The organism is Hymenobacter sp. YC55 (assembly GCF_029433095.1).
In the GTDB taxonomy this organism is placed as follows: domain Bacteria; phylum Bacteroidota; class Bacteroidia; order Cytophagales; family Hymenobacteraceae; genus Hymenobacter.
This window is the reverse complement of the sequence record NZ_JARNTX010000001.1, coordinates 2,913,790-2,933,470: the sequence shown is the minus strand read 5'-3', so window position 1 is coordinate 2,933,470 and position 19,681 is coordinate 2,913,790. Positions and strand designations below refer to the sequence as shown.

General features: G+C 57.6%; 13 protein-coding genes and 1 tRNA gene. 9 read left to right on the top strand and 5 right to left on the bottom strand.

Annotation, left to right across the window (positions count from 1 at the left end):
* Positions 1-36: 36 nt before the first annotated feature.
* Positions 37-2,286 (bottom strand): GEVED domain-containing protein, encoded by a 2,250-nt coding sequence (locus tag P1X16_RS12165; protein ID WP_277229156.1) that lies wholly within the window; start codon positions 2,284-2,286, stop codon positions 37-39.
* Positions 2,287-2,499: 213 nt separating this feature from the next.
* Here P1X16_RS12165 and P1X16_RS12160 point away from each other — a divergent pair, with 213 nt between their 5' ends.
* A complete protein-coding gene (locus P1X16_RS12160; protein ID WP_277229155.1) occupies positions 2,500-3,303 on the top strand; it encodes an SDR family oxidoreductase in 804 nt (267 codons plus the stop codon).
* A gap of 89 nt (positions 3,304-3,392) precedes the next feature.
* On the opposite strand, the gene P1X16_RS12155 is transcribed toward P1X16_RS12160, so the two are convergent.
* Positions 3,393-4,109, bottom strand: coding sequence for an SH3 domain-containing protein (locus P1X16_RS12155; RefSeq protein ID WP_277229154.1), 717 nt, complete (start codon positions 4,107-4,109; stop codon positions 3,393-3,395).
* A gap of 80 nt (positions 4,110-4,189) precedes the next feature.
* Here P1X16_RS12155 and P1X16_RS12150 point away from each other — a divergent pair.
* Positions 4,190-4,265: transfer RNA gene (locus P1X16_RS12150), tRNA-Lys, on the top strand.
* Positions 4,266-4,586: 321 nt separating this feature from the next.
* Positions 4,587-5,336: a ribose-5-phosphate isomerase RpiA gene (gene rpiA, locus P1X16_RS12145; RefSeq protein WP_277229153.1), complete on the top strand. Its 750-nt coding sequence runs from the start codon at positions 4,587-4,589 to the stop codon at positions 5,334-5,336.
* 88 nt (positions 5,337-5,424) lie between these two features.
* On the opposite strand, the gene pgl is transcribed toward rpiA, so the two are convergent.
* Genes pgl through gndA form a run of 3 tightly spaced genes read right to left on the bottom strand, consistent with a single transcriptional unit; the run spans position 5,425 to position 9,203 of the window.
* Positions 5,425-6,159 (bottom strand): 6-phosphogluconolactonase, encoded by a 735-nt coding sequence (gene pgl / locus P1X16_RS12140; protein ID WP_277229152.1) that lies wholly within the window; start codon positions 6,157-6,159, stop codon positions 5,425-5,427.
* On the bottom strand, positions 6,159-7,676 hold the full coding sequence (zwf, locus tag P1X16_RS12135) for a glucose-6-phosphate dehydrogenase (RefSeq protein ID WP_277229151.1): 1,518 nt from the start codon (positions 7,674-7,676) through the stop codon (positions 6,159-6,161). The genes pgl and zwf overlap by 1 nt, the downstream gene beginning before the upstream one ends.
* Before the next feature lie 27 nt (positions 7,677-7,703).
* Complete coding sequence (gndA, locus tag P1X16_RS12130; protein WP_277229150.1) at positions 7,704-9,203, bottom strand: NADP-dependent phosphogluconate dehydrogenase; 1,500 nt, start codon at positions 9,201-9,203, stop codon at positions 7,704-7,706.
* A gap of 293 nt (positions 9,204-9,496) precedes the next feature.
* Between gndA and P1X16_RS12125 the strand changes: the two genes are divergently transcribed.
* From P1X16_RS12125 to P1X16_RS12100, 6 genes are all read left to right on the top strand, one after another.
* Positions 9,497-10,297, top strand: a complete 801-nt coding sequence (locus P1X16_RS12125; RefSeq protein WP_277229149.1) for a polysaccharide deacetylase family protein — start codon at positions 9,497-9,499, stop codon at positions 10,295-10,297.
* A gap of 27 nt (positions 10,298-10,324) precedes the next feature.
* Positions 10,325-11,551 carry an oligogalacturonate lyase family protein gene (locus P1X16_RS12120; RefSeq protein ID WP_277229148.1) on the top strand — a complete coding sequence of 409 codons (1,227 nt, stop codon included), beginning with the start codon at positions 10,325-10,327 and terminating at the stop codon, positions 11,549-11,551.
* A 105-nt stretch (positions 11,552-11,656) separates the two neighbouring features.
* Positions 11,657-12,634 carry a glycoside hydrolase family protein gene (locus P1X16_RS12115; RefSeq protein WP_277229147.1) on the top strand — a complete coding sequence of 326 codons (978 nt, stop codon included), beginning with the start codon at positions 11,657-11,659 and terminating at the stop codon, positions 12,632-12,634.
* A 397-nt stretch (positions 12,635-13,031) separates the two neighbouring features.
* Entirely contained in the window at positions 13,032-14,549 is a 1,518-nt protein-coding gene (locus tag P1X16_RS12110; protein WP_277229146.1) for a sialate O-acetylesterase, read from the top strand.
* A gap of 289 nt (positions 14,550-14,838) precedes the next feature.
* On the top strand, positions 14,839-18,048 hold the full coding sequence (locus tag P1X16_RS12105; RefSeq protein WP_277229145.1) for a TonB-dependent receptor: 3,210 nt from the start codon (positions 14,839-14,841) through the stop codon (positions 18,046-18,048).
* A gap of 26 nt (positions 18,049-18,074) precedes the next feature.
* Complete coding sequence (locus tag P1X16_RS12100; protein WP_277229144.1) at positions 18,075-19,595, top strand: RagB/SusD family nutrient uptake outer membrane protein; 1,521 nt, start codon at positions 18,075-18,077, stop codon at positions 19,593-19,595.
* The last annotated feature ends 86 nt before the right edge of the window (positions 19,596-19,681 follow it).

Genomic DNA, 19,681 nt, shown 5'->3' with positions numbered 1-19,681 from the left:
GACAGCAAATTCAATAGGTAAGTGAGCAGCCCGCAATTAGTAGCCAACCTGAATGCGGCGCGCGGCCATTTTCCCTTCGGCGTTTTGCAGGCGCACGATGTACAGGCCGCGAGGCAGCCCGGAAAGGTTGAGCGTAGCTTCCTGATTGGGGCCTAGTTTCACCGAAGTCTGCATCACCTGGGCACCCACTGCGTTGGCTATGCGCACGGCATAGGTGCCAGCCGCGGCAGGGTCGGGGAGGCGCAGGCGCAATTGCCCATCGGTGGTGGGGTTCGGAGAGATGGTCAGCGCCGGCAGTGTCCGCGCCTCAACTGTAGCTAGCACTTGGTTTACTTGCACCGAATATTCTTCGGTTTCCGAGTTGTTCTGATTGATCTGGCAGGCGGTAGGCGTAGGCTGGTTGTTGAGTCGCACCATCACCCGCATCCGCGTAAATCCTGCACTGCTCGCCGCGGCCGGAACAACGAGGGGCGCTGTGAACACAGAGGCGGAAGTCACCCCGTTCATTACCAGCTCCGACGTCTCGTAGGTGCCGTTGCGGTTCCAGTCGATCCAGGCCCATAGTACGTGCTGGAAGAAGTTGGCATTCACGGTCAAGCTAAGCGTAGTGCTCTGCCCCGGGTACAGGTTCACTACTTGGTCGATGTAATTGCCGAAGCCGTTGGCCGAAGCCGCCGAGGTATTGTCGAGGTCGGTGGCGGCGCCGCGGCGGACGGCTACGTTGGTCAGCCAGATATTGGCGGTTGTGCTCGTGGCCGTGCAGTACGATACGCAGGGCTGCATGAAGACCACGTAGCCGTTGCGCGTCACCACGTTATTGCCAAAGGCATTGGTTGCCGTTAGGGTGACGTTGAACACCCCTGCCGTCGAGTAGATATGCGAAGGATTCTGCTGCGTACTGGTGCTGCCATCCCCGAAGTTCCAGAGCCAACTGGTAGGGGCGTTGTTGCTTTGGTCGGTGAACTGCACCGGATTTTGGCAGTTTCCTAACACGTAATTCGAGGTAAAGGCCGCTACAGGAGGATTGGTATTCGGCAGCACCGTCACGGTGTAGTCTTCCACCTGGCCGAGTTGCGGGTTGGCGCAGGGCCCACTGGCTCCGCCCACAAAATCGGCCAGCACCCGCAGGCGCAGCGGCACGTTTTTCACGGCCGAGCCTGGAACACTCAACGTGCCCGAAGGGCTGGCGCGGTTCAAGGCGGTGTACAGCAGTTCTCCAGCTGCAAAAGCCCCGTCATTGTTTAAATCCAGCCACACGCGGGTATCATGCGGGGTGGTGCCGCCGGTGGTGATGCTGATTGGAATGGCCATGCCTTCGGTGAGCTGTACTCGGCTGCTGCAAGTGAAATTCTCGTAGCTAGCTTGTCCGTTCAGCGAGGTTTTCACGAGCGTACCGAGTGCAAAGCGCGTGATGCCATAGTCGCAGCAGTAGGCCGTGGTGGTGGGCGTGCATGTGGCTGCTACCGGCACTGTGCTGTTGTACTCGATGTAGCTCGTGCGGGTGCGCACATTGGAGCCAGTGGCATTGGTGGCCGTTAGCGTTACGGTGTAGGTGCCGGGCGTGGTATAGCAGTGGTTGGGGTTTTGCAGGGTGCTGGTGGTATTGTCGCCGAAGTTCCAGAGCCAGCTAGAAGGGGCGTTCTGTGATTGGTCGGTGAACTGCACGCAGCCCGAACAAGTCAGGGTTTGGTCGGCTACAAACTCCGCTACGGGCGCCGCCGTGTTCGTTACGGCCGTTATGGCGTAGTCTTCGGTTTGCGAATACTGGGGAGTGGAGCACGGAGTAGGTATCGGCGAGTTTTCCCAATCGGCAGCAACGCGCAGCCGGAGCCGGGTGCCAAGCACCGTGTTGGCGGGCAAGGAGATGGTGCCAGTGTGCAGTTTTTTGGCGTTGGAAGAGAAAATCAGCTCCGAGGTTGGATTGAGCGTGCCATCGTTGTTGACATCCAGCCAGACGCGGACTGTTTCATTAACTCCCGTGTTCGTGCTGATGCTAATGGGGTAACTCTGGCCTACCGTCAGGGAAGCCCCAACAGTACAAGCGTAGTCGCGGTACCCATCTTGCACGCCCGGCGTGGTATTGTTGATTGAGCCTAGCGTCACGTTCAGAATACCCATCCCGAAGGCGTAGCCCGAAGCCGGAGCTGAGCCTGGCGTGCAAGCACTGGTAGCCGGCGGGCACTGTGATTGGGCCCATGCAGCCAGCGGCAATATGTATAAGCTAAGTAATAAAGCGCCGAACCAGAAGGATGCCGGTGGGCGCTGCGCACGTAAAATTAGGGGCATAGAATAAGGTAGGAGAGGTAGCCAAACAAGCTCTAAATGTAGGCACTATGCCCCGACAAAGTGCAGGTTCTTTCGCAGGGTTAACACCCCTTTAGGTAGATAACCTCTAAGGGTGAAAGAAATAGGTGAATTAGTACCAAATACCAACCACTTGCCTTGAAATAAGTAGTTTTGCCGCGCCTGCGTTCAGGCAGGTTACGCATTTAGCTAGGCATGAAAAACAAAGTAGTTCTTATCACTGGTGGTACGTCCGGCATCGGCCGGGCCTGCGCCGTGGCTTTTGGGCAGGCGGGGGCCCGCGTCGTTATTACGGGCCGCGACGAAGCACGCCTTCAGGATACCGCCCGCGAGCTAACCAAGCTCGGAATCACGCACCACACCGTGCGCGCCGACGTAGGAGTGGAGGCCGATTCCGAGCGCGCTGTAGCCGAAACCATTCAGGCTTTCGGCCAGCTGGATGTGCTGCTCAACAATGCCGGTATCAGTATGCGCGCCCGTTTTCAGGACGTAGACCTTGAGGTTATCCGCCGATTGATGCAAACCAACTTCTTTGGTACGGTATACACCACCAAGTTTGCGCTGCCCCACTTGCTGGCCAGCAAGGGCTCAGTGGTAGGGGTGAGCAGCATTGCCGGTTACCGGGGCTTGCCTGGGCGCACCGGTTACTCGGCTTCTAAGTTTGCCATGCACGGCTTCTTGGAAGCCTTGCGCACCGAACTGCTACCCCAGGGCGTACACGTGCTGCTAGCCTGCCCTGGTTTCACAGCTTCCAACATTCGCCAGGTTGCCTTAGCCGCCGACGGCTCGGCCCAGGGTGAGTCGCCACGCGACGAGCAGAAGATGATGAGCAGCGAAGAAGTGGCCGGGCACATCCTGGCCGCCGTCCGTCACCGCCGCCGCGACTTGGTGCTCACCAGCCAAGGTAAACTCACGGTCTTCCTCAACAAATGGCTCCCCGGCCTGACCGATAAGTTAGTGCTCAGCCATTTCCGCAAAGAGGAAAAAGGAGAGCTGTAAAAAGGCGAAATTGTGAAGTGGTGAGTTGGTGTCTAGCTGCACAATTCGCGCAAGCTGAACACCAGACGCATCACTTCACTAGGCCATCATTACTTTACCAGCAGCAAATCGTCAGTGCGGATATAGGCTTCCTGGCCCTGCCACTGGACCTGGTACCAGGCGTCTTGCTGGCCTTGCACAACTAGCCGGTCGCCGGCAGCTGCCGTGGTGAGCCATGCCGACCCGGCACTAGGACCAGCCATAACAGCGGCTCGTGGCCGCACCACCAAAGCAGCGCGCTCAGTACCTAGCAGGTTGAGATACACCGCCGTAAGCACCAGATAAGAGCCATAGGCTACCCACCAGCCGCGCGTTAGCTGCCGTCGGCGCACCAGTAGCAAGGTGCCGCCCACTACAGCCCCAAGTAGCAGTCCTTGCAACCCCCAATAGTAGTAGCGTCGGAAAGTAAGCTGCAAGTCTTGCCGCCAGGTTTCGGGGTACCCCGCTAGGCGTTGGTCGCGGGCTAATTCCGCCATTTTGTGCCAGGTGGCGAGGCGGGGTTGCCGAGCCAGCGCCATGTTTAGGTAATAGAGTGCCGCCGGATAATGCCCTAATCCCTCTTGTACGTACGCCATGCGTACGAGCAGGCGGGGCGAGGCTACGGCTTCCTGCCGCAGCAGTCCTCGATATTGCCGATAGGCTAGCTGATAGGCTCCGGCATCGAAGGCAGAGTCGGCGCGGGCGAGTGCCGAACTAACTTTCTGGGCCGTAGTGGGTTGAGAGAGCCAGAGCGAAATCAGAAAAAAAAGAAGAGGCTTTTTCAGCAAAACGTTTGGAGCGTAGAAACTGGTCGGCTACTTTTGTGCCACCATTAGCCAACCAGGCAAGTTTTGGTTGCAAAGTAATTGATTCTGTAGCTCAGCTGGTAGAGCAATACACTTTTAATGTATGGGTCCTGGGTTCGAATCCCAGCGGGATCACCACAAAGCCTCAACGAAAGTTGAGGCTTTTTTATTTGCTTAGTTTTCAAGTAAAGCGCAATTCAGTTGTGCAGCCAAAGCAGTAGCCATGCTTCGGAAGAGCTGTGGTACAAAGCAAACAGTTGAACAAATGCTTAGCTGCCTGCTTCTCACAGTTGACTAACTGATTGCTTGGCAGAGCAGTGGCGGCTTGTTTGGGTTGTGCCCAATCTATAGCGCGAATCGTTTACTTGAAAGTGTAGTGCGGCATGTGCTCCGATTTGGCAAGGAAGCGCGTATGTTCAACCCAGAAGCAGGTTCCACCCTTTAGCAAGATCCAACCCAATGGCCCCCATAAAAGATAAAGAGCTACTAGATCAGGAAAAGCAGGTGGCAGCCCGGGCAGCGTTGCAGTGGGTGCGCGACGGAATGTTGGTTGGCTTAGGTACTGGCAGCACGGCGGCACACTTCATAAAGCTACTCGGCCAAAAGGTGCAAGCCGGTGAACTACGCATTCAAGCCACTGCTACCTCAATAACCAGCGAGAATCTGGCCCGCCAACTTGGTATCCCGTTGGTAGAGCCCCACCGTGGCTTGCGCTTCGACTTGACTGTGGACGGAGCCGACGAGCTAGACCCGCAGTTAAACCTGATAAAAGGCGGCGGCGGGGCGTTGCTGCGGGAAAAAGTGCTGGCTACAGCCTCCAACTACATGCTCGTCATTGCCGATTCATCGAAAGCAGTGGCGGAGCTTGGCCAGTTTCCGCTGCCACTAGAGGTCGTTTCGTTTGCGCTGCCTTGGGTCATGGATGCCGTAGCAGCCATAGGGGGAAACCCGGTGGTGCGGATGGACCGAAACGAGCCGGAGAAGTACGCCCACTCCGACCAGGGGAATCTGCTGGTCGACTGTCACTTTGGGCACTTGCCTAATCCCGCCGAGCTAGCGCAGCAGCTCAAAACCATTCCCGGCCTGGTAGAGCACGGCTTGTTTCTTGGTTTGGCCAAGGCCGCTTTAATTGTCCGCGACGGACAGGCGCAGGTGTTACGAGCCGGAGCAGCACCTCAGCCAGCCACCGATTTCGCAGAACTGCCTTAGCTCGGCAATATCGATGCTAACGCTAAACAAAGAAGGTCCTGCCACGGCAAGCGTAGCAGGACCTTCTTTGTTGTTGCTGATACCAAGCTTAGGTAGTCTGCTGTTCTAGCTTAGAGGCAGCGGCCGTATCTAGAAACCAGTGCAACTCGCCAGTAACTGGCGCAATCAGCTGCGCGGGGAAACTCTCGATGTCGCGTGGGTCTTCGAGAATGTGCTTCACGGCGGCGGCCTTGTCTTCGCCGAAAACTAGGAAGGCAATGGCTTTGGCTTGGTTGATGAGCGGAGCCGTCAGCGTAATCCGGTCGGCCTTTATTTCCTCTACATACACCTCTTTTGCCCCAACAGACTCGTCGTGGAGCACGGGCGTGTGCGGGAACAAGGAAGCCGTGTGCGAATTGTCGCCGAGGCCGAGCAGCACCAAGTCGAAGCGGGCTGGCTCGCTGCCAAAGAGCTGATTGATGGCCGTGGTATAGGCTTGGGCAGCTTCGGCAGGAGAAAGGCTGGTGTCTACCGGAAAAGTCTGGGCCGCGTCGATGTGCAGGGGCTCGAACATGGCGGTTTTCGCCATCAGGTAATTGCTCTGCGAATCGGTGTGCGGCACATTACGCTCATCGCCGAAAAAGAAATATACCTTGGTCCAATCGAGCTGGCCTTTGAACGCATCGGACGCAAGCAGCTCATAGAGCTTTTTGGGCGAGCTGCCACCCGAGAGAGCCACGGTGAACCGGCCGTGCGTGGCAATAGCCTGCTTGGCTGTAGCCACAAAATAATCGGCCAACTCACGCAGCACTTCGGTGGTAGCCGGAGAAATGTGAAGCTTCATTAGGCCGGTTTTTTCTTGTTGTTGACGGGAAGCGTAAACCAGTGGAAGCCTTCACGGGCAATAAGAGCTTCCGCCGATTCCGGGCCCCACGAATCGGCTGAGTAGTTGGGGAAGTTGAGGCTCTTACGGCCTTGCCAGGTGTTCAGAATCGGCATAATCAGGTCCCAGGCTTCTTCCACTTGGTCGCCGCGCATGAACAACGTTTGGTCGCCGAGCATGGTGTCGAGCAGCAGCGTTTCGTAGGCTTCGGGGGCTTGGTTGGTATAAGTGCCTTTGTAGTCAAACACCATGTCCACGGTGTTGAGCACCATATCGAGTCCGGGGCGCTTGGCTTGCACTTGCAGCCGAATGCTCATTTCGGGCTGAATGCTGATGATGAGGCGGTTGTGGCTGATGCTGTCGGCCGCCGCGGCCGGGAACATGAAGTGCGGTACGTCTTTGAACTGAATGGTAATGACGGAAGCCGACTGGTGCATCCGCTTGCCGGTGCGCAGATAGAACGGTACGCCTTCCCAGCGCCAGTTGTCCACGAAAAACTTCACGGCAGCAAAGGTTTCGGTGTTGGAGTCCGAGCCTAGCTCGTCGCGGTAGCCGGGTACTTCTTTGCCTTCAATCCAGCCGCCGCCGTACTGCCCGCGCACCGTAGACAAGCGCACATCTTCGGGCGAAAACCGGCGCATGGCCCGCAGCACGTCCACTTTGCGGTTGCGCACTTCCTCGGCGTTGAAGCTGACGGGCGGTTCCATGGCCACGATGCACAGCAGTTGCAGCAGGTGGTTCTGAATCATGTCGCGCAGGGCGCCGGACCCGTCGTAGTAGCCGGCTCGCTCGCCAGCGCCGAGCTGCTCGGTAACCGAAATCTGCACGTGGTCGATGTAGTTGCGGTTCCAGGTGGGCTCCAGGATGGAGTTGGCGAACCGGAACGCCATGATGTTCTGCACGGTTTCCTTGCCCAGGTAGTGGTCGATGCGGTAGATCTGCCGCTCGTTGAAGATGCGCATCAACAACTGATTCAGAGCCTTCGCCGACTCTAAATCGTGCCCAAACGGCTTCTCAATCACGATGCGGGTGCGCTCCGCGTCCCTGGTGAGCTTGCTCTTGGCCAGGTTTTCGGCAATGATGGGGAAGAAGTTGGGCGCCACCGCCAAGTAGTAGATGACGTTGGCGCGCGTGTGCCAGTCGGTTTCGTGCTGCTGAATGCGGGTGCCAAATTCCTTGTAGGTTTCGGCGTCGTTCAAGTCGGAAGCCTGGTAAAACAAGTTTTGGGAGAAGATTTCCCACTGTTCTGGCTTCACCTTGCCGCTGCGCGAAAACTGGTTGATATCCTTCAAGAGGTTGTCGCGGAACTCCCCGTCTTGGAGCTTGGTACGGCCTGTACCAATAATGGAAAACTGCTTGGGCAGCCAGCCTTCCAGATACAGATTATAAAGCGCCGGGGCCAGCTTGCGCGCGTTCAGGTCGCCGGTGCCGCCAAAGATGACGAAGATGGTCGGCTGGATTTTCTCGTTGGTGTTCATGCCGTTTGCTTAACAGATGGGGGAGGACTACTTGTTCGGAGTTACCGGCTGCTGGCTTTGGGGTTCCTCTTCCACCTGCGCGCCCTTCTTGAAGGTCGCATCTTCGTGCTTGGGCGTCCATTGGGTGTGGAAAACGCCTTCGTGCCCAATCAGTTCGTATGTGTGCGCCCCGAAATAATCCCGCTGCGCCTGAATCAGGTTGGAGGGCAGGCGTGCCGTCCGTAGCGCCTCGAAGTAGCTCAGCGAAGCCGAGAAGGCGGGTACTGCCATACCAGCCGCTACCGCGGCTCCTACTACAGTGCGGGCACCAGGCAGCACGCTCGTTACTTGTTTTTGCACGTTTGGATCAAGCAGCAAGTGCTCTAACTCCTTGTTTTGCTCGAAGGCATTGAAAATATCGTTCAAGAACACCGACCGGATGATGCAGCCGCCACGCCAGATTTTGGCAATAGTAGCCAGCTGCAAGTCGTACTTAAGGTCTTTCGATGCGCTAGCTAGCAGGTGCATGCCCTGCGCATACGTGACCACCATGCTGAAGTAAAGCGCCTCTTCTAGTTGGCGAAGCAACTCTTCTTTGTCGCCGGAAAGTGGCGAGGCAACCGGTAGATACAGAGCGGCCAGTTGTTCGCGTAGTGCCTTGAACTTCGACAGGTCACGCATCGACACGGCGTTGTCGATGGTTGGGATGGGTAAGGCCACGTCCATTGCCGATTGCGAGGTCCACTTACCGGTGCCTTTGGACCGGGCTTCGTCGCGGATGTCGTCGAGCAGCAGATGGTCGGTGTCGGGGGCTTTGTAGGCGAAAATATCCTTGGTAATATCGACCAGGTAGCACTGGAGCCGGCCTTCGTTCCACTTCGTGAAGGTCTGGCGGATGGCTTCGTTATCCATACCGAGGCCGTTTTTCATCACGCCGTAGGTTTCGGCAATCAGCTCCATCAGGCCATACTCGATGCCGTTGTGCACCATTTTCACGTAGTGACCCGCTGCGCCTGGACCCATGTAGGCCACGCAGGGGGCTCCGTCAACTTTAGCCGCAATAGCCTCGAACACGGGCTGCATCACCTTGTAGGCTTCCCGGTCGCCGCCGGGCATCATGCTTGGGCCGAAACGGGCACCTTCCTCGCCGCCCGAGACGCCCATCCCGAAGAAGTGCAGGCCAACCTTTTCCAGGGAAGTGGCGCGGCGTTCGGTATCGGTGAAGTGCGAATTGCCCCCGTCGATGAGGATGTCGCCGGGGCTTAAGTACTGCTGCATCTCCACAATTACGGCGTCTACGATGGGGCCCGCGGGCACCAGCATCATGATAGCGCGCGGAGTGGCAATGCTTTGTACGAAAGCTTCCGGGTCGGAAAAGCCTTCTACGGCTTTGCCCTCGCTCTCCTCCCGTAACAGGTCTACTTGTTTTTGGCTTTTATCATAGCCCGCCACGGCAAAACCGTGGTCAGCAATGTTCAGCAGGAGGTTGCGACCCATCGTTCCTAGGCCGATCATGCCAAAGGAGTACTTGGTTGGCGTTTCGCTCATCGTTTTATGAGTTTGGTTTCGGGGCTAGCCCTAGTTGTGTGGAAGTAGGAAAGGCAGTAAGAGCGCCGAAAAGGTACATTCCTTTTCTTTGATTGAACTGACTTCTACCACTAAGATGCCTTCATTGTTTAGAAAACAACAGTAAGGAGAAGCTAGACAGTGGTACGGCAACAGCAGATTGGCGGTGACTTCTGTATTTCAGAGCGCGGCCAGAGGCCTACCGAAGAGTACAGGAGGGTTTGGGGCTGCCATCGTGCTTTCTTGTTAGGTCTTCCACCTTGATTTTGGTAGCAGTGGCGCAAACTTCCCAACGAGTTTTCTGGCTGATGGTGGCGTGGTGGCTGGCAACAGCTTCCGGTGCCCACGCGCAGGTGCTCCGGCAGCCCATTCCTGACAAGCTAGTGGTGCTCACCTTCGATGATGGCGTGGTGAGCCACGCCACGGTGGTGGCCCCGCTTCTGAAAAAGTACGGCTTCGGCGGCACGTTCTACGTGTGCGAATTTCCGCCCGACTTTGCCGACAAAACCAAGTACATGAGCTGGCCGCAGATACAGCAATTGCACCAGGCAGGCTTCGAGGTAGCGAGCCACACGCTCACGCACCGGCACGTAAACAAGCTGACGCCCGCCCAATTCAAGACTGAGCTAGATTCGATAGAGAAGCGCTGCGCCACCTACCGCATCCCTAAGCCTACCACTTTCGCCTATCCCGGCTACGACACGCACCCTGCTTCGCTGGCAGTGTTGCAGGCGCAAGGCTATCAGTTTGCCCGCGCCGGTGGCCGCCGCGCCTACGACCCCACCACCGACCACCCGTTTCTGATTCCGAGCTTCAGCACTGCTATTGCCGATAAGCTCGACATCAAGGCGGTGGTGCAGCAAGCCCGCAACGGCAAAATTGTGGTGCTCACGGTGCACGGCGTCCCCGACAACGCGCACGACTGGGTGACGACCCCACCGGCTCTGTTCGAGGAGTATCTGAAGTATCTGCACGACAACCACTACCAAGTCATTGCCCTGCGCGACTTGGCCCGCTACGTGAACGTGCCGGAGGCGCTGCGGACCCTGGCGCCGAACTACGAGCACCTGAAATGACCACCAACCTCTTTCTTCTTCCCACCCATGAAAACAACCCGTTCCCTTGCCTTGCTCAGTGGCCTTTTGCTGCTAGGAATAGGGGCTCAAGCCCAAAAAACCCTTGTTACCGGCTCGGAAAAACCCATGGCGGCGGCCGAATGGGTAGACCAAGCAACGGGGCATAAAGTTGTGCGGCTAAGTGCCTTGGCAGGAGATAATGAGAGCTTCTACTTTCACAACAATCCCTTTGTGAAGCAATTAGGCAAGGAGGGCGACAAGATGGTGTACTACCACAAGAGTCTGCAGGGCAAGCAGCTGTACGTGGTAAACTTGAAAACCCGGCAGAGCGAACCGCTGACGCGGGCCTTTGCTGCGGTGGGCGGGGAAATTCTGGCACCTAAGCGCCGGGAAGTGTTTTATCAGACCGGCGACAGTGTGTATGCCACGCACGTCGACACCAAAAAGACCCGGCTGGTTTTAGTGTTTCCCGCCGATTTCAAAGCCAGCATTACCACCCTCAACGCCGACGAAACGCTACTCGGCGGGGCTTGGTCGACGGATGAGGAAAAGGAAATATCCCGGAAATATCCGGCCAAGAGCGACTTTTTCAACCGGATTTACGAAGCGAAACTGCCGCGGACTCTCTTCACGGTGAACGTGCAGAATGGGCAGCTAACCAAGCTGTTCACTGACAACGCCTGGCTGAACCACGTACAATTTTCGCCTGCCGATCCGCAACTGCTAATGTTTTGCCACGAAGGCCCTTGGCATAAAGTGGACCGCATCTGGACTATCGATACGAAAACCAAGGACGTGAAGCTGGTGCACAAGCGCACGATGGATATGGAAATTGCCGGCCACGAGTTCTTTGCACCCGACGGCAAAACCATTTGGTTCGACCAGCAACTCCCGCGCGGCGCCACTTTCTACGTAACTGGCACCGACCTGAAATCGGGCCAGGAAAAGCAGTACCAGCTGGACCGCAACGAATGGTCAGTGCACTACACTATTTCGCCCAACCAAAAGCTGTTTGCCGGCGACGGGGGCAACGAAACCGCGGTGGCCAAGGCACCCGATGGCAAGTGGATTTACTTGTTCCGACCCGAGGGCAGCAAGTTCAAGTCGGAGAAGCTAGTAAACATGAAGCAGCACCAGTACGCCCTAGAGCCGAACGTGCACTTTTCGCCCGATGAGAAGTGGATTATTTTCCGCGCCAACTTCGAGGGAAGCAGTCAGATATACGCGGTGGAAATTGCCAAAGCCACTTTATAGATGCTAAGTCGGAGAGCTTTCTTAACAGGGCTGGTACTGGCACCGTTTGCACGGGCGGCAGCAGGTTTTTCAGCAGGCCGTTTACTCGACTTGCCGAAGCACAGCTTGTCGAAATTCAGTAAGCACCTGAAGCTCGTTGGGCGGGCGTTGGAACTGCCAGATTGGTACGTGTGGTGCAACTCGCCGATTTACGGGCCCGATGGTAAGGTGCACGTTTTCTTCTCGCGTTGGCCGAAGGCCAAAGGCATGGGCGGCTGGCTCAACAGCTCGGAAATTGCCCACGCCGTAGCTGATTCGCCAACCGGACCGTTCGAGTACCTTGAAACGGTGCTGGCGCCGCGTGGGCCCGGCTATTGGGACGCCACCACCTGCCACAACCCGAGCATTCAGTTCGTGGACGGCAAGTACTGCCTGTTTTTTATGGGCAACTCCAACGGCAAAACCGACACCAAGCGCATCGGTCTGGCCACCGCCAACTCGCTCAACGGCCCCTGGCAACGCCCCGACCAACCCCTGCTCGAAGCAGGGGAAACCGGTGCCTGGGACGACCATTGCACCACCAACCCGGCCTTTATCAAGCACCCCAACGGGCAGTATTGGCTGTACTATAAGTCGTGGAATACGCAGGACTACCTTACGGCCACAGACCCTACCATTCGGGGAAATCGGAAATATGGGTTGGCCGTGGCCGAGCAACTGGAGGGCCCCTACGTGAAGTACGCTGGCAACCCGGTCATCGACTTCTCGAAACAGGGCAGCAACAAGCAGTTCGAGGATGCCTTTGTGTGGCGCGAGCAGGACCGGTTCAAGATGCTGGCCCGCGACATGGGCGTATATAACCACGAAGTAGGGCTGTACCTAGAATCCAAAGACGGTAAGGAGTGGACCTTCCCAAAAGTGGCTTTCCTGCCCTTGCGCGAATACGGCGTGCAGGAGCCGCCCGCCCCCAAAAACCTGAAACGCTATGGCCGGCTCGAACGCCCGCAGTTGCTTATGCGCAACGGCAAGCCAGAATACCTGTTCGGCGCCTCGCAAGGCGGCAAGAGCATGACAGCCTCAGCCTTCGTGTTCAAGATTGCTTGATCCTCGGTGCACGACTACTACCTAGTAAAAGGTCACTATCAAGTAAAGGCCGTCATGCTGAGCCTGTCGAAGCAGTTGGTATACGGACATTGCCAAAGTAGCTGTCCTGCTAAGCATGTGGCGCCTCAAGCCAGGGGGCGAAGCATCTCGCGTGCTGATGTTGCTAAAGTAGCTGTCATGCTGAGCGGAGCCAGAGGCGCAGTCGAAGCATCTTGCGTGCTGCCGTTGTAATACTATTGTCATGCTGAGCGCAGTCGAAGCATCTCGCTTGAATCGTTGAGCTGACAGAAGGGTTTACTACACTAGCGAGATGCTTCGACTGCGCTCAGCATGACGTTCTTATTACATCTTTTTGAGGTTTTCTCATTCTCATAATCTGTTAGAATTCCCCTGCGATATGCGCCACAAGTTGCTCTTGCTACTCTTGCTAGCCCCCTTTGCCTCCCGCGCCGATGTTACGCTGCCGGCGCTGATGACCGACAACATGGTGCTGCAGCAGAAAACAAATGTGGCGCTCTGGGGCTGGGCCGCGCCGGGCGAAGCCGTAACCGTGACAGTTGGCTGGCAGAAAGCACCGCGCAACGTGGTAGCCGACAAAGAAGGTAATTGGCTGGTGCGTGTGCCTACCGGCAAAGCTGGCGGCCCTTACACTATTAAGGTGCAAGGCAAAAAGCAGTTGACCATCCACAACGTGCTGCTTGGAGAGGTATGGCTGTGCTCGGGCCAGTCGAACATGAACTTCCCGGTAACCAAACGGCCCAACAGCGGCTCCTACACGGGCATCATCAACACCGAGGAAGTAATTTCGAAAGCCAACTACCCCAACATCCGGATGTTTACGGTGGTGCAAAAGGTGGCCGACACGCCGGAGCGCGACGTGCAAGGTAGCTGGGCGGTGTGCAGCCCCGAGACGGTCGGCAATTTTTCGGCCGTGGCGTACTTTTTTGGGCAGGAAATCCACGAGAAAACTAAGGTGCCGATTGGGCTGATTCACTCGTCGTGGGGAGGGACGCCAGCCGAATCTTGGACGCGCAAAGACGTGCTGGAAAAAGACCCGGAGCTGCGCCCGATTCTGACCCGCTACGAGCAGGGCCTCACACAGCGCCCCGCCTACGAAACCGCATTGGCGGCCTGGAAGCAGGAGCGCGAAGCCAACCCCCAAACCACCCGCCCTAAGCCCGCCGAACCGCTTAGCGCCACCAGCAACAAGTCGCCCTACAAGCTCTACAACGGCATGATCAAGGGTCTGATACCGTACACGCTGCGCGGGGTTATCTGGTACCAGGGCGAGAGCAATGCCGAGCGCGCCTACCAGTACCGCAAGCTGTTTCCGGCCCTGATTGCCAACTGGCGTCAAGACTGGCAGCAACCCAACCTGCCATTCTACTTCGTGCAAATAGCCCCCAACCGCAGCCAGAACCCTGAAATTCGGGAGTCGCAGCTGGTGACCATGCAAACCGTGCCCCACACCGGCATGGCCGTCATCACCGACGCCGGAGACTCGCTCGACATCCATCCGCGCAACAAGCAGGTGGTGGGACACCGGCTGGCGCTGTGGGCCCTGAGCCACGAGTACGGTGAAACCAAGCTGCCTTATTCGGGGCCCATCTATGAATCCATGAAAGTGGAAAACGGCAAAGCCCGCCTGCAGTTCAAGTACGCCGACGGCTTGCAAGCCAAAGGCGGGCCGCTGCGCAAGTTCTCGGTAGCAGGGCCTGACAGCGTATTTGTGCCCGCGCAGGCCCAAATAGAAGGCAATACCGTGGTGGTGTGGAGCGAGAAAGTAAAGCAGCCGGTGGCCGTGCGTTTCGGGTGGAGCATTTCGCCGGAGCCTAATTTCTACAACGCCGCTGGCTTGCCAGCCTCGCCTTTTCGCACCGATACGTGGCCCACTCCAACTCAGGGGAAGAATTAGGCACTGCGACTTGCGGCTATTCTGAAGCTTGTAGTGCGCAGGGTAGGGCGGAACAATAGCAAATAGAAGGCCCCCTATTTCCAAACTTGGTGTAGCTAGCAAGCACGAATGTGCTGCAGATAGGAGGTAACAAGTTGAATAACTATATACTTTATTGAATAATTAATTTCACTAGAAACGCCGCAGACGGTACGGTACAGGAGAGTTTCGGGCAGGTCATAAAATAGCTTAGGGTCGACTAGAGAAGTCATTAACAGCTCTTTGCTTCTAAACCCTACCCATACTGCTCATGAAAAAAAACTACAAGCGGCAGCACGGCCGGTTCGCGGTGTGTTTGCCCCTGTTGCTCCTGGCAGGGCCAGGAGTAACCGCAGTACAGGCTCGCCCATCAACCAAGATGGTGGCCGAATGGCAGATAACCGGCCGCGTGGTTTCTAAAACCAACGAAGGCTTGCCAGGCGTTACGGTGGTGCTCAAAGGCACCACGGTTGGCACGTCTACGGGCGCTGATGGCACTTTCACGCTGTCTGTGCCCGAGAAAGCGGGCACCCTGGTATTTAGCTACATTGGGTTTCAAACCAAAGAGCAAAGCTTTACGGGTCCCGGACCCGTTACGGTTACGCTCGGCGAAGACGTTAAGAACCTCGATGAGGTAGTGGTGGTTGGGTACGGCACGCAGAAGCGGGGCGACGTAACCGGGGCTATTGCATCGTTCAATGCCGAGAAGCTAACCGAGCGGCCCGTGACCCGCGTCGATCAGGCGCTGGTGGGGCAGCTGGCGGGCGTGCAAGTGAAGCAGACGACGGGCGTGCCCGGCCGTGGCTTTTCGGTGCAGGTGCGGGGCTCGGGCTCCATCACCGCCAACAACGAGCCCCTGTACGTTATCGACGGTTTTCCCTTGGAGGCAGCGTCGCAAAACTCGTCGGGCCGTTTTGGTACGGGTAGTCCGCTCGACAACATCAACCCCAACGACATCGAGAATATCGAGGTACTGAAGGATGCCGCGGCGGCGGCCATCTACGGTTCGCGGGCGGCCAACGGCGTGGTGCTCATCACCACCAAGCGCGGCCGGTCGGGCAAGCCGAAAATCAACCTCAATACCTACGCGGGCTTTGTGCAGGCCGTGCGCAAGCTGGATATGCTGAACTCCGAGGAGTGGGTGGACCGCTCTATCGAAATTATCAACGCCAACTGGGTGAACTCCGGCCCTGGCCGCTTAGCCAGCCAGACCACCGCCGAGCGCCAAGCCATTCTGCGCGTAAACACCATCAACCCCACGCTGATGATCGACGACCGGTGGCTGCAACCCGGCCACCCGGGCCTCGACTACGTGGATTGGCAGGACGAGGCATTCCGGACCGGCTTCACTCAAGACATTCAGCTCTCGGCCAGCGGCGCCAGCGACTTTGTGAACTACTACGTTTCCGGCGACTACCAGAAGCAAGACGGCGTGGTGATTGGGCTAGGCTACAAGCGCTACTCGGCCCGTGCCAACGTGGAAGTGAAAGCCAGCGACAAGTTTAAGTTTGGCTTGAATATTTCTCCGTCTTATGCCATCAGCCAGGACCCTGGCGTGGAAGGCAAAGACAACCTGATGCAAAACATCATTTCCACGTCGCCGGTGGTGGAAAGCGCGGCGGGGCTGAACACCAATACCGGCGACTTCACCAACTACGCCTGGGGCTTCACGCGCAACAGCCCGATTCGGGTGCTGGAAAATGCCATCGGGGACACGCGTAGCCTGCGCACGCTGGGTACCATCTACGCCGAGTTTCAGCCCATTAAAAACCTGGCTTTCCGCTCCACGGCCAACTTCGACAACACCGACTCCGAGTCCAAGTCGTACAGCCCAGCCTTCGTGAACGGCAGCCTCGGCAACCGGCAGTCCACGGGTTCGTTCAGCTCGTTCCGCAAGCAAACCTTCGTGAACGAGAACACGCTGACCTACAACCGGACGCTGGGCGGCAAGCACGACCTGACGGGCTTGGCTGGCTACTCTTATAACTTCACCAAGCTGAATGCGCAGGCCTTGGCGGCTTCCAACGGCTTCGTGAACAGCGCCGTCACGACACTGAACGCCGCTACCACCATCAGCGGCACAGGTAACAACTACACCACTGAAACCCAAAACGTCCTGATTTCATACTTCGGGCGCTTGCAGTACGCCTTCGGTGGCAAGTACCTGGCGTCGGCCAGTATCCGGCGCGACGGCTCGTCAAGGTTTGGTGAGAATACCAAGTTTGGCGTCTTCCCGGCGGCTTCGCTGGGCTGGCGCATCTCGCAAGAGAATTTCATGCAAAACCTGACCCCCATCAGCGACCTGAAACTGCGGGCCAGCGTGGGCTACTCCGGCAACAACGGCATCGGCGACTACAGCAGCATTCCCACGCTCGGCATCTACAACTACCCCTTCGGCGGCACGCAGTTCAATGGCCAAGCCCCGAACCGCGTCAACAACCCCGATTTGAAGTGGGAACGGTCGCGCACCTACGACGTTGGCTTTGACTTTGGACTCTTGAAAAACCGCATCACGGGCTCGTTCGACTACTACACCAAAACCAGCAAAGACCTGCTGCTCAACATTCCGGTGTTGGCCGGGACCGGCTTTGCCACGCAGCTTACCAACATTGGGGAGGTGCTGAACCGGGGGCAGGAACTGGAGCTGACTACCCGCAACTTTGTGGGTGCTTTCCAATGGACCACTTCCCTGAACGTGAGCCACAACACCAACAAGGTAGTGCACCTGGGCGAAGGTGACGCGCCAATTCAGGTGCTTTCGGCCTTCGATATTCCCAACAACATCTTGCAAGTAGGCCAGCCGCTCTACAGCATCTACGTGGTGAAGCAGGATGGTATTATCTCGCAAGCCGACATCGACAACGGAGTGGCCCGCTACGGCGCGCAAACCGTGGGCGACCCAAAGTATGTGGACTACAACGGCGACGGTAAGATTGACGCCAACGACCGCCAGATTGTGGGCCACCCCAATGCCGACTATAGCTGGGGTATCACGAACAGCTTCAAGTACAAAGGCTTCGATTTGAGCGTGCTGGTGCAGGGCCAAAACGGCGGTTCTATCTACTCGCTGTTCGGTAGGGCCGTAGACCGCACCGGTACCGGCCAGCCCGACAACGTGTTGGGCCTGTACCGTGACCGGTGGCGTTCCCCCGAGGACCCAGGCGCCGGCTTGCGCGGCAAGGCGTACTCCACCTTCGGCCGCATCAAAAACACCGACTGGCTGTACTCGTCGGATTACTACCGCATCCGCAACATCACGCTGGGCTACGATCTGGGGCTGCTGATCAAGAAAAGCGTTGCGCAGGGTGCCCGCATCTACGTAACGGCCGAGAATTTCTTCGGGCACGACAAGTACAAGGGCGGCCTCAACCCCGAAGCCGTGAACACCGCCGGCGGCGACGACAGCTTCCCCGTGGGCGTGGACTACGGCGGCCTACCGCTAACCAAGTCGTTGATTCTGGGGCTTAACGTCACTTTTTAAGCTTCGCCTTACTTCTCCTGCAACTCATGAAAAAGACGATATATCTGCTAGCGGCAACTACTTGGCTTACGCTAAGCGGCTGCGAGAAAGAGCTCGATCAAAATCCCCTTTCCAGCGGCTCGACTCCTACGTTCTACCGCAGCCAGGCTGACTTCGATCAGGCCTTGGCCGCGGCCTATCAGCCGCTCACGGGCTATCCCACTCGGGCCCTGAACCTCTCGGAAACCCGCTCCGACAACATCTACGGTGTCGATGACCTGGGGGTGCGCGACTGGGCCCCGGTCAATAACTTCTCGACGGCGCTGGTCAACAACCCGTACGTGGCGGAGGCCTGGACCACCAACTACCGCGGCATATTCCGGGTGAATACGGTGCTCGACCAACTGGCCGCCAATGGCAGCGTGGTTAATGATGCCAGCCGCACGCGCCTGGAAGGCGAGGCAAAGTTTCTGCGCGCCTTTTACTACTTCGACCTGGTTCGGTTTTTCGGTAAGGTGCCGATTTATGAAGCGGCGCTGCTCCCCGATGCCGTAGCCAAAATTCCGCGCAGCCCGGTGGAAGACGTGTACAAGCTGATTATTGCCGATCTGCAAGCGGCCATTAGCGCGCTGCCCGCCACCTACGACAACGCCGTATCGGCTGACAAGCCCAACGTAGGCCGGGCCACGGCCAACGCGGCCAAAAGTCTGCTGGCGCTGGTGTACCTGACCCGTTCAGGGCCGACCTATGGCATCGAAGGGCCGGGCCTGAACACCAACGAGTATAATCTGGCTTTGCCGCTGCTCAACGACGTGCTCAACAGCGGGAAATACTCGTTTCTAGCTTCATACCCCGACATCTTCTCGTACACCAATGAAAACAACCGGGAGGTTGTCTTCGACATTCAGTTCCAGGGTGGGGGCACCGGCCTTGGCAGCGACTTTCCTGGCCTGCTGGTACCGGATGCGTACTTCACCTTCCTGAAAATCCCGTACGCGTCGGGTGGTCTGGAAATTCGGCCCATTGCCAACGACCTGCTGAACTCGTATCCGGCCGGCGACGTGCGCAAGACTTTCAACTTCGCCGAAGGCTACGTGAGTACCACTGGCTTCCGCGAAACGCGCTGGCTGATGAAGAAGTACCTCAACGAAAACCTGCGGGGCCCCGGCCGCCTCGATTGGCCCATCAACTGGATTGTATTGCGCTATACCGATCTGCTGATGATGAAGGCCGAGTGCATTCTGCATGGCGTGGGCGGCACCCAAACTGACGTGGACAATATTGTAAACCAAGTGCGGGCCCGCGCCGGCGTGACCACTAAACTCGCCAACGTGACCCTGCCGCAACTCATGGAAGAACGCCGCCGCGAGCTAGCCGGCGAAGGTTCCCGCTGGCACGACCTGGTGCGCGAAGGGCTGGTATTGACCCGCATGAACGCCTGGATTCCGGTGGAAGACACCCGCAACCGCATGGCCCGGAACATCGATGCCAATCAAATCATCTACCCAGTGCCACAGTCCGAGCTGAGCGCCGCGCCCGGCCTCTACGACCAGAACCCGGGGTATTAGATACCACCAACGCTGAAACCAAAAACGTCATGCCGGGCAGAGCCAGCATGACGTTTTTGGTTTCAGGTTCTGCTGCCTAGAGCAGA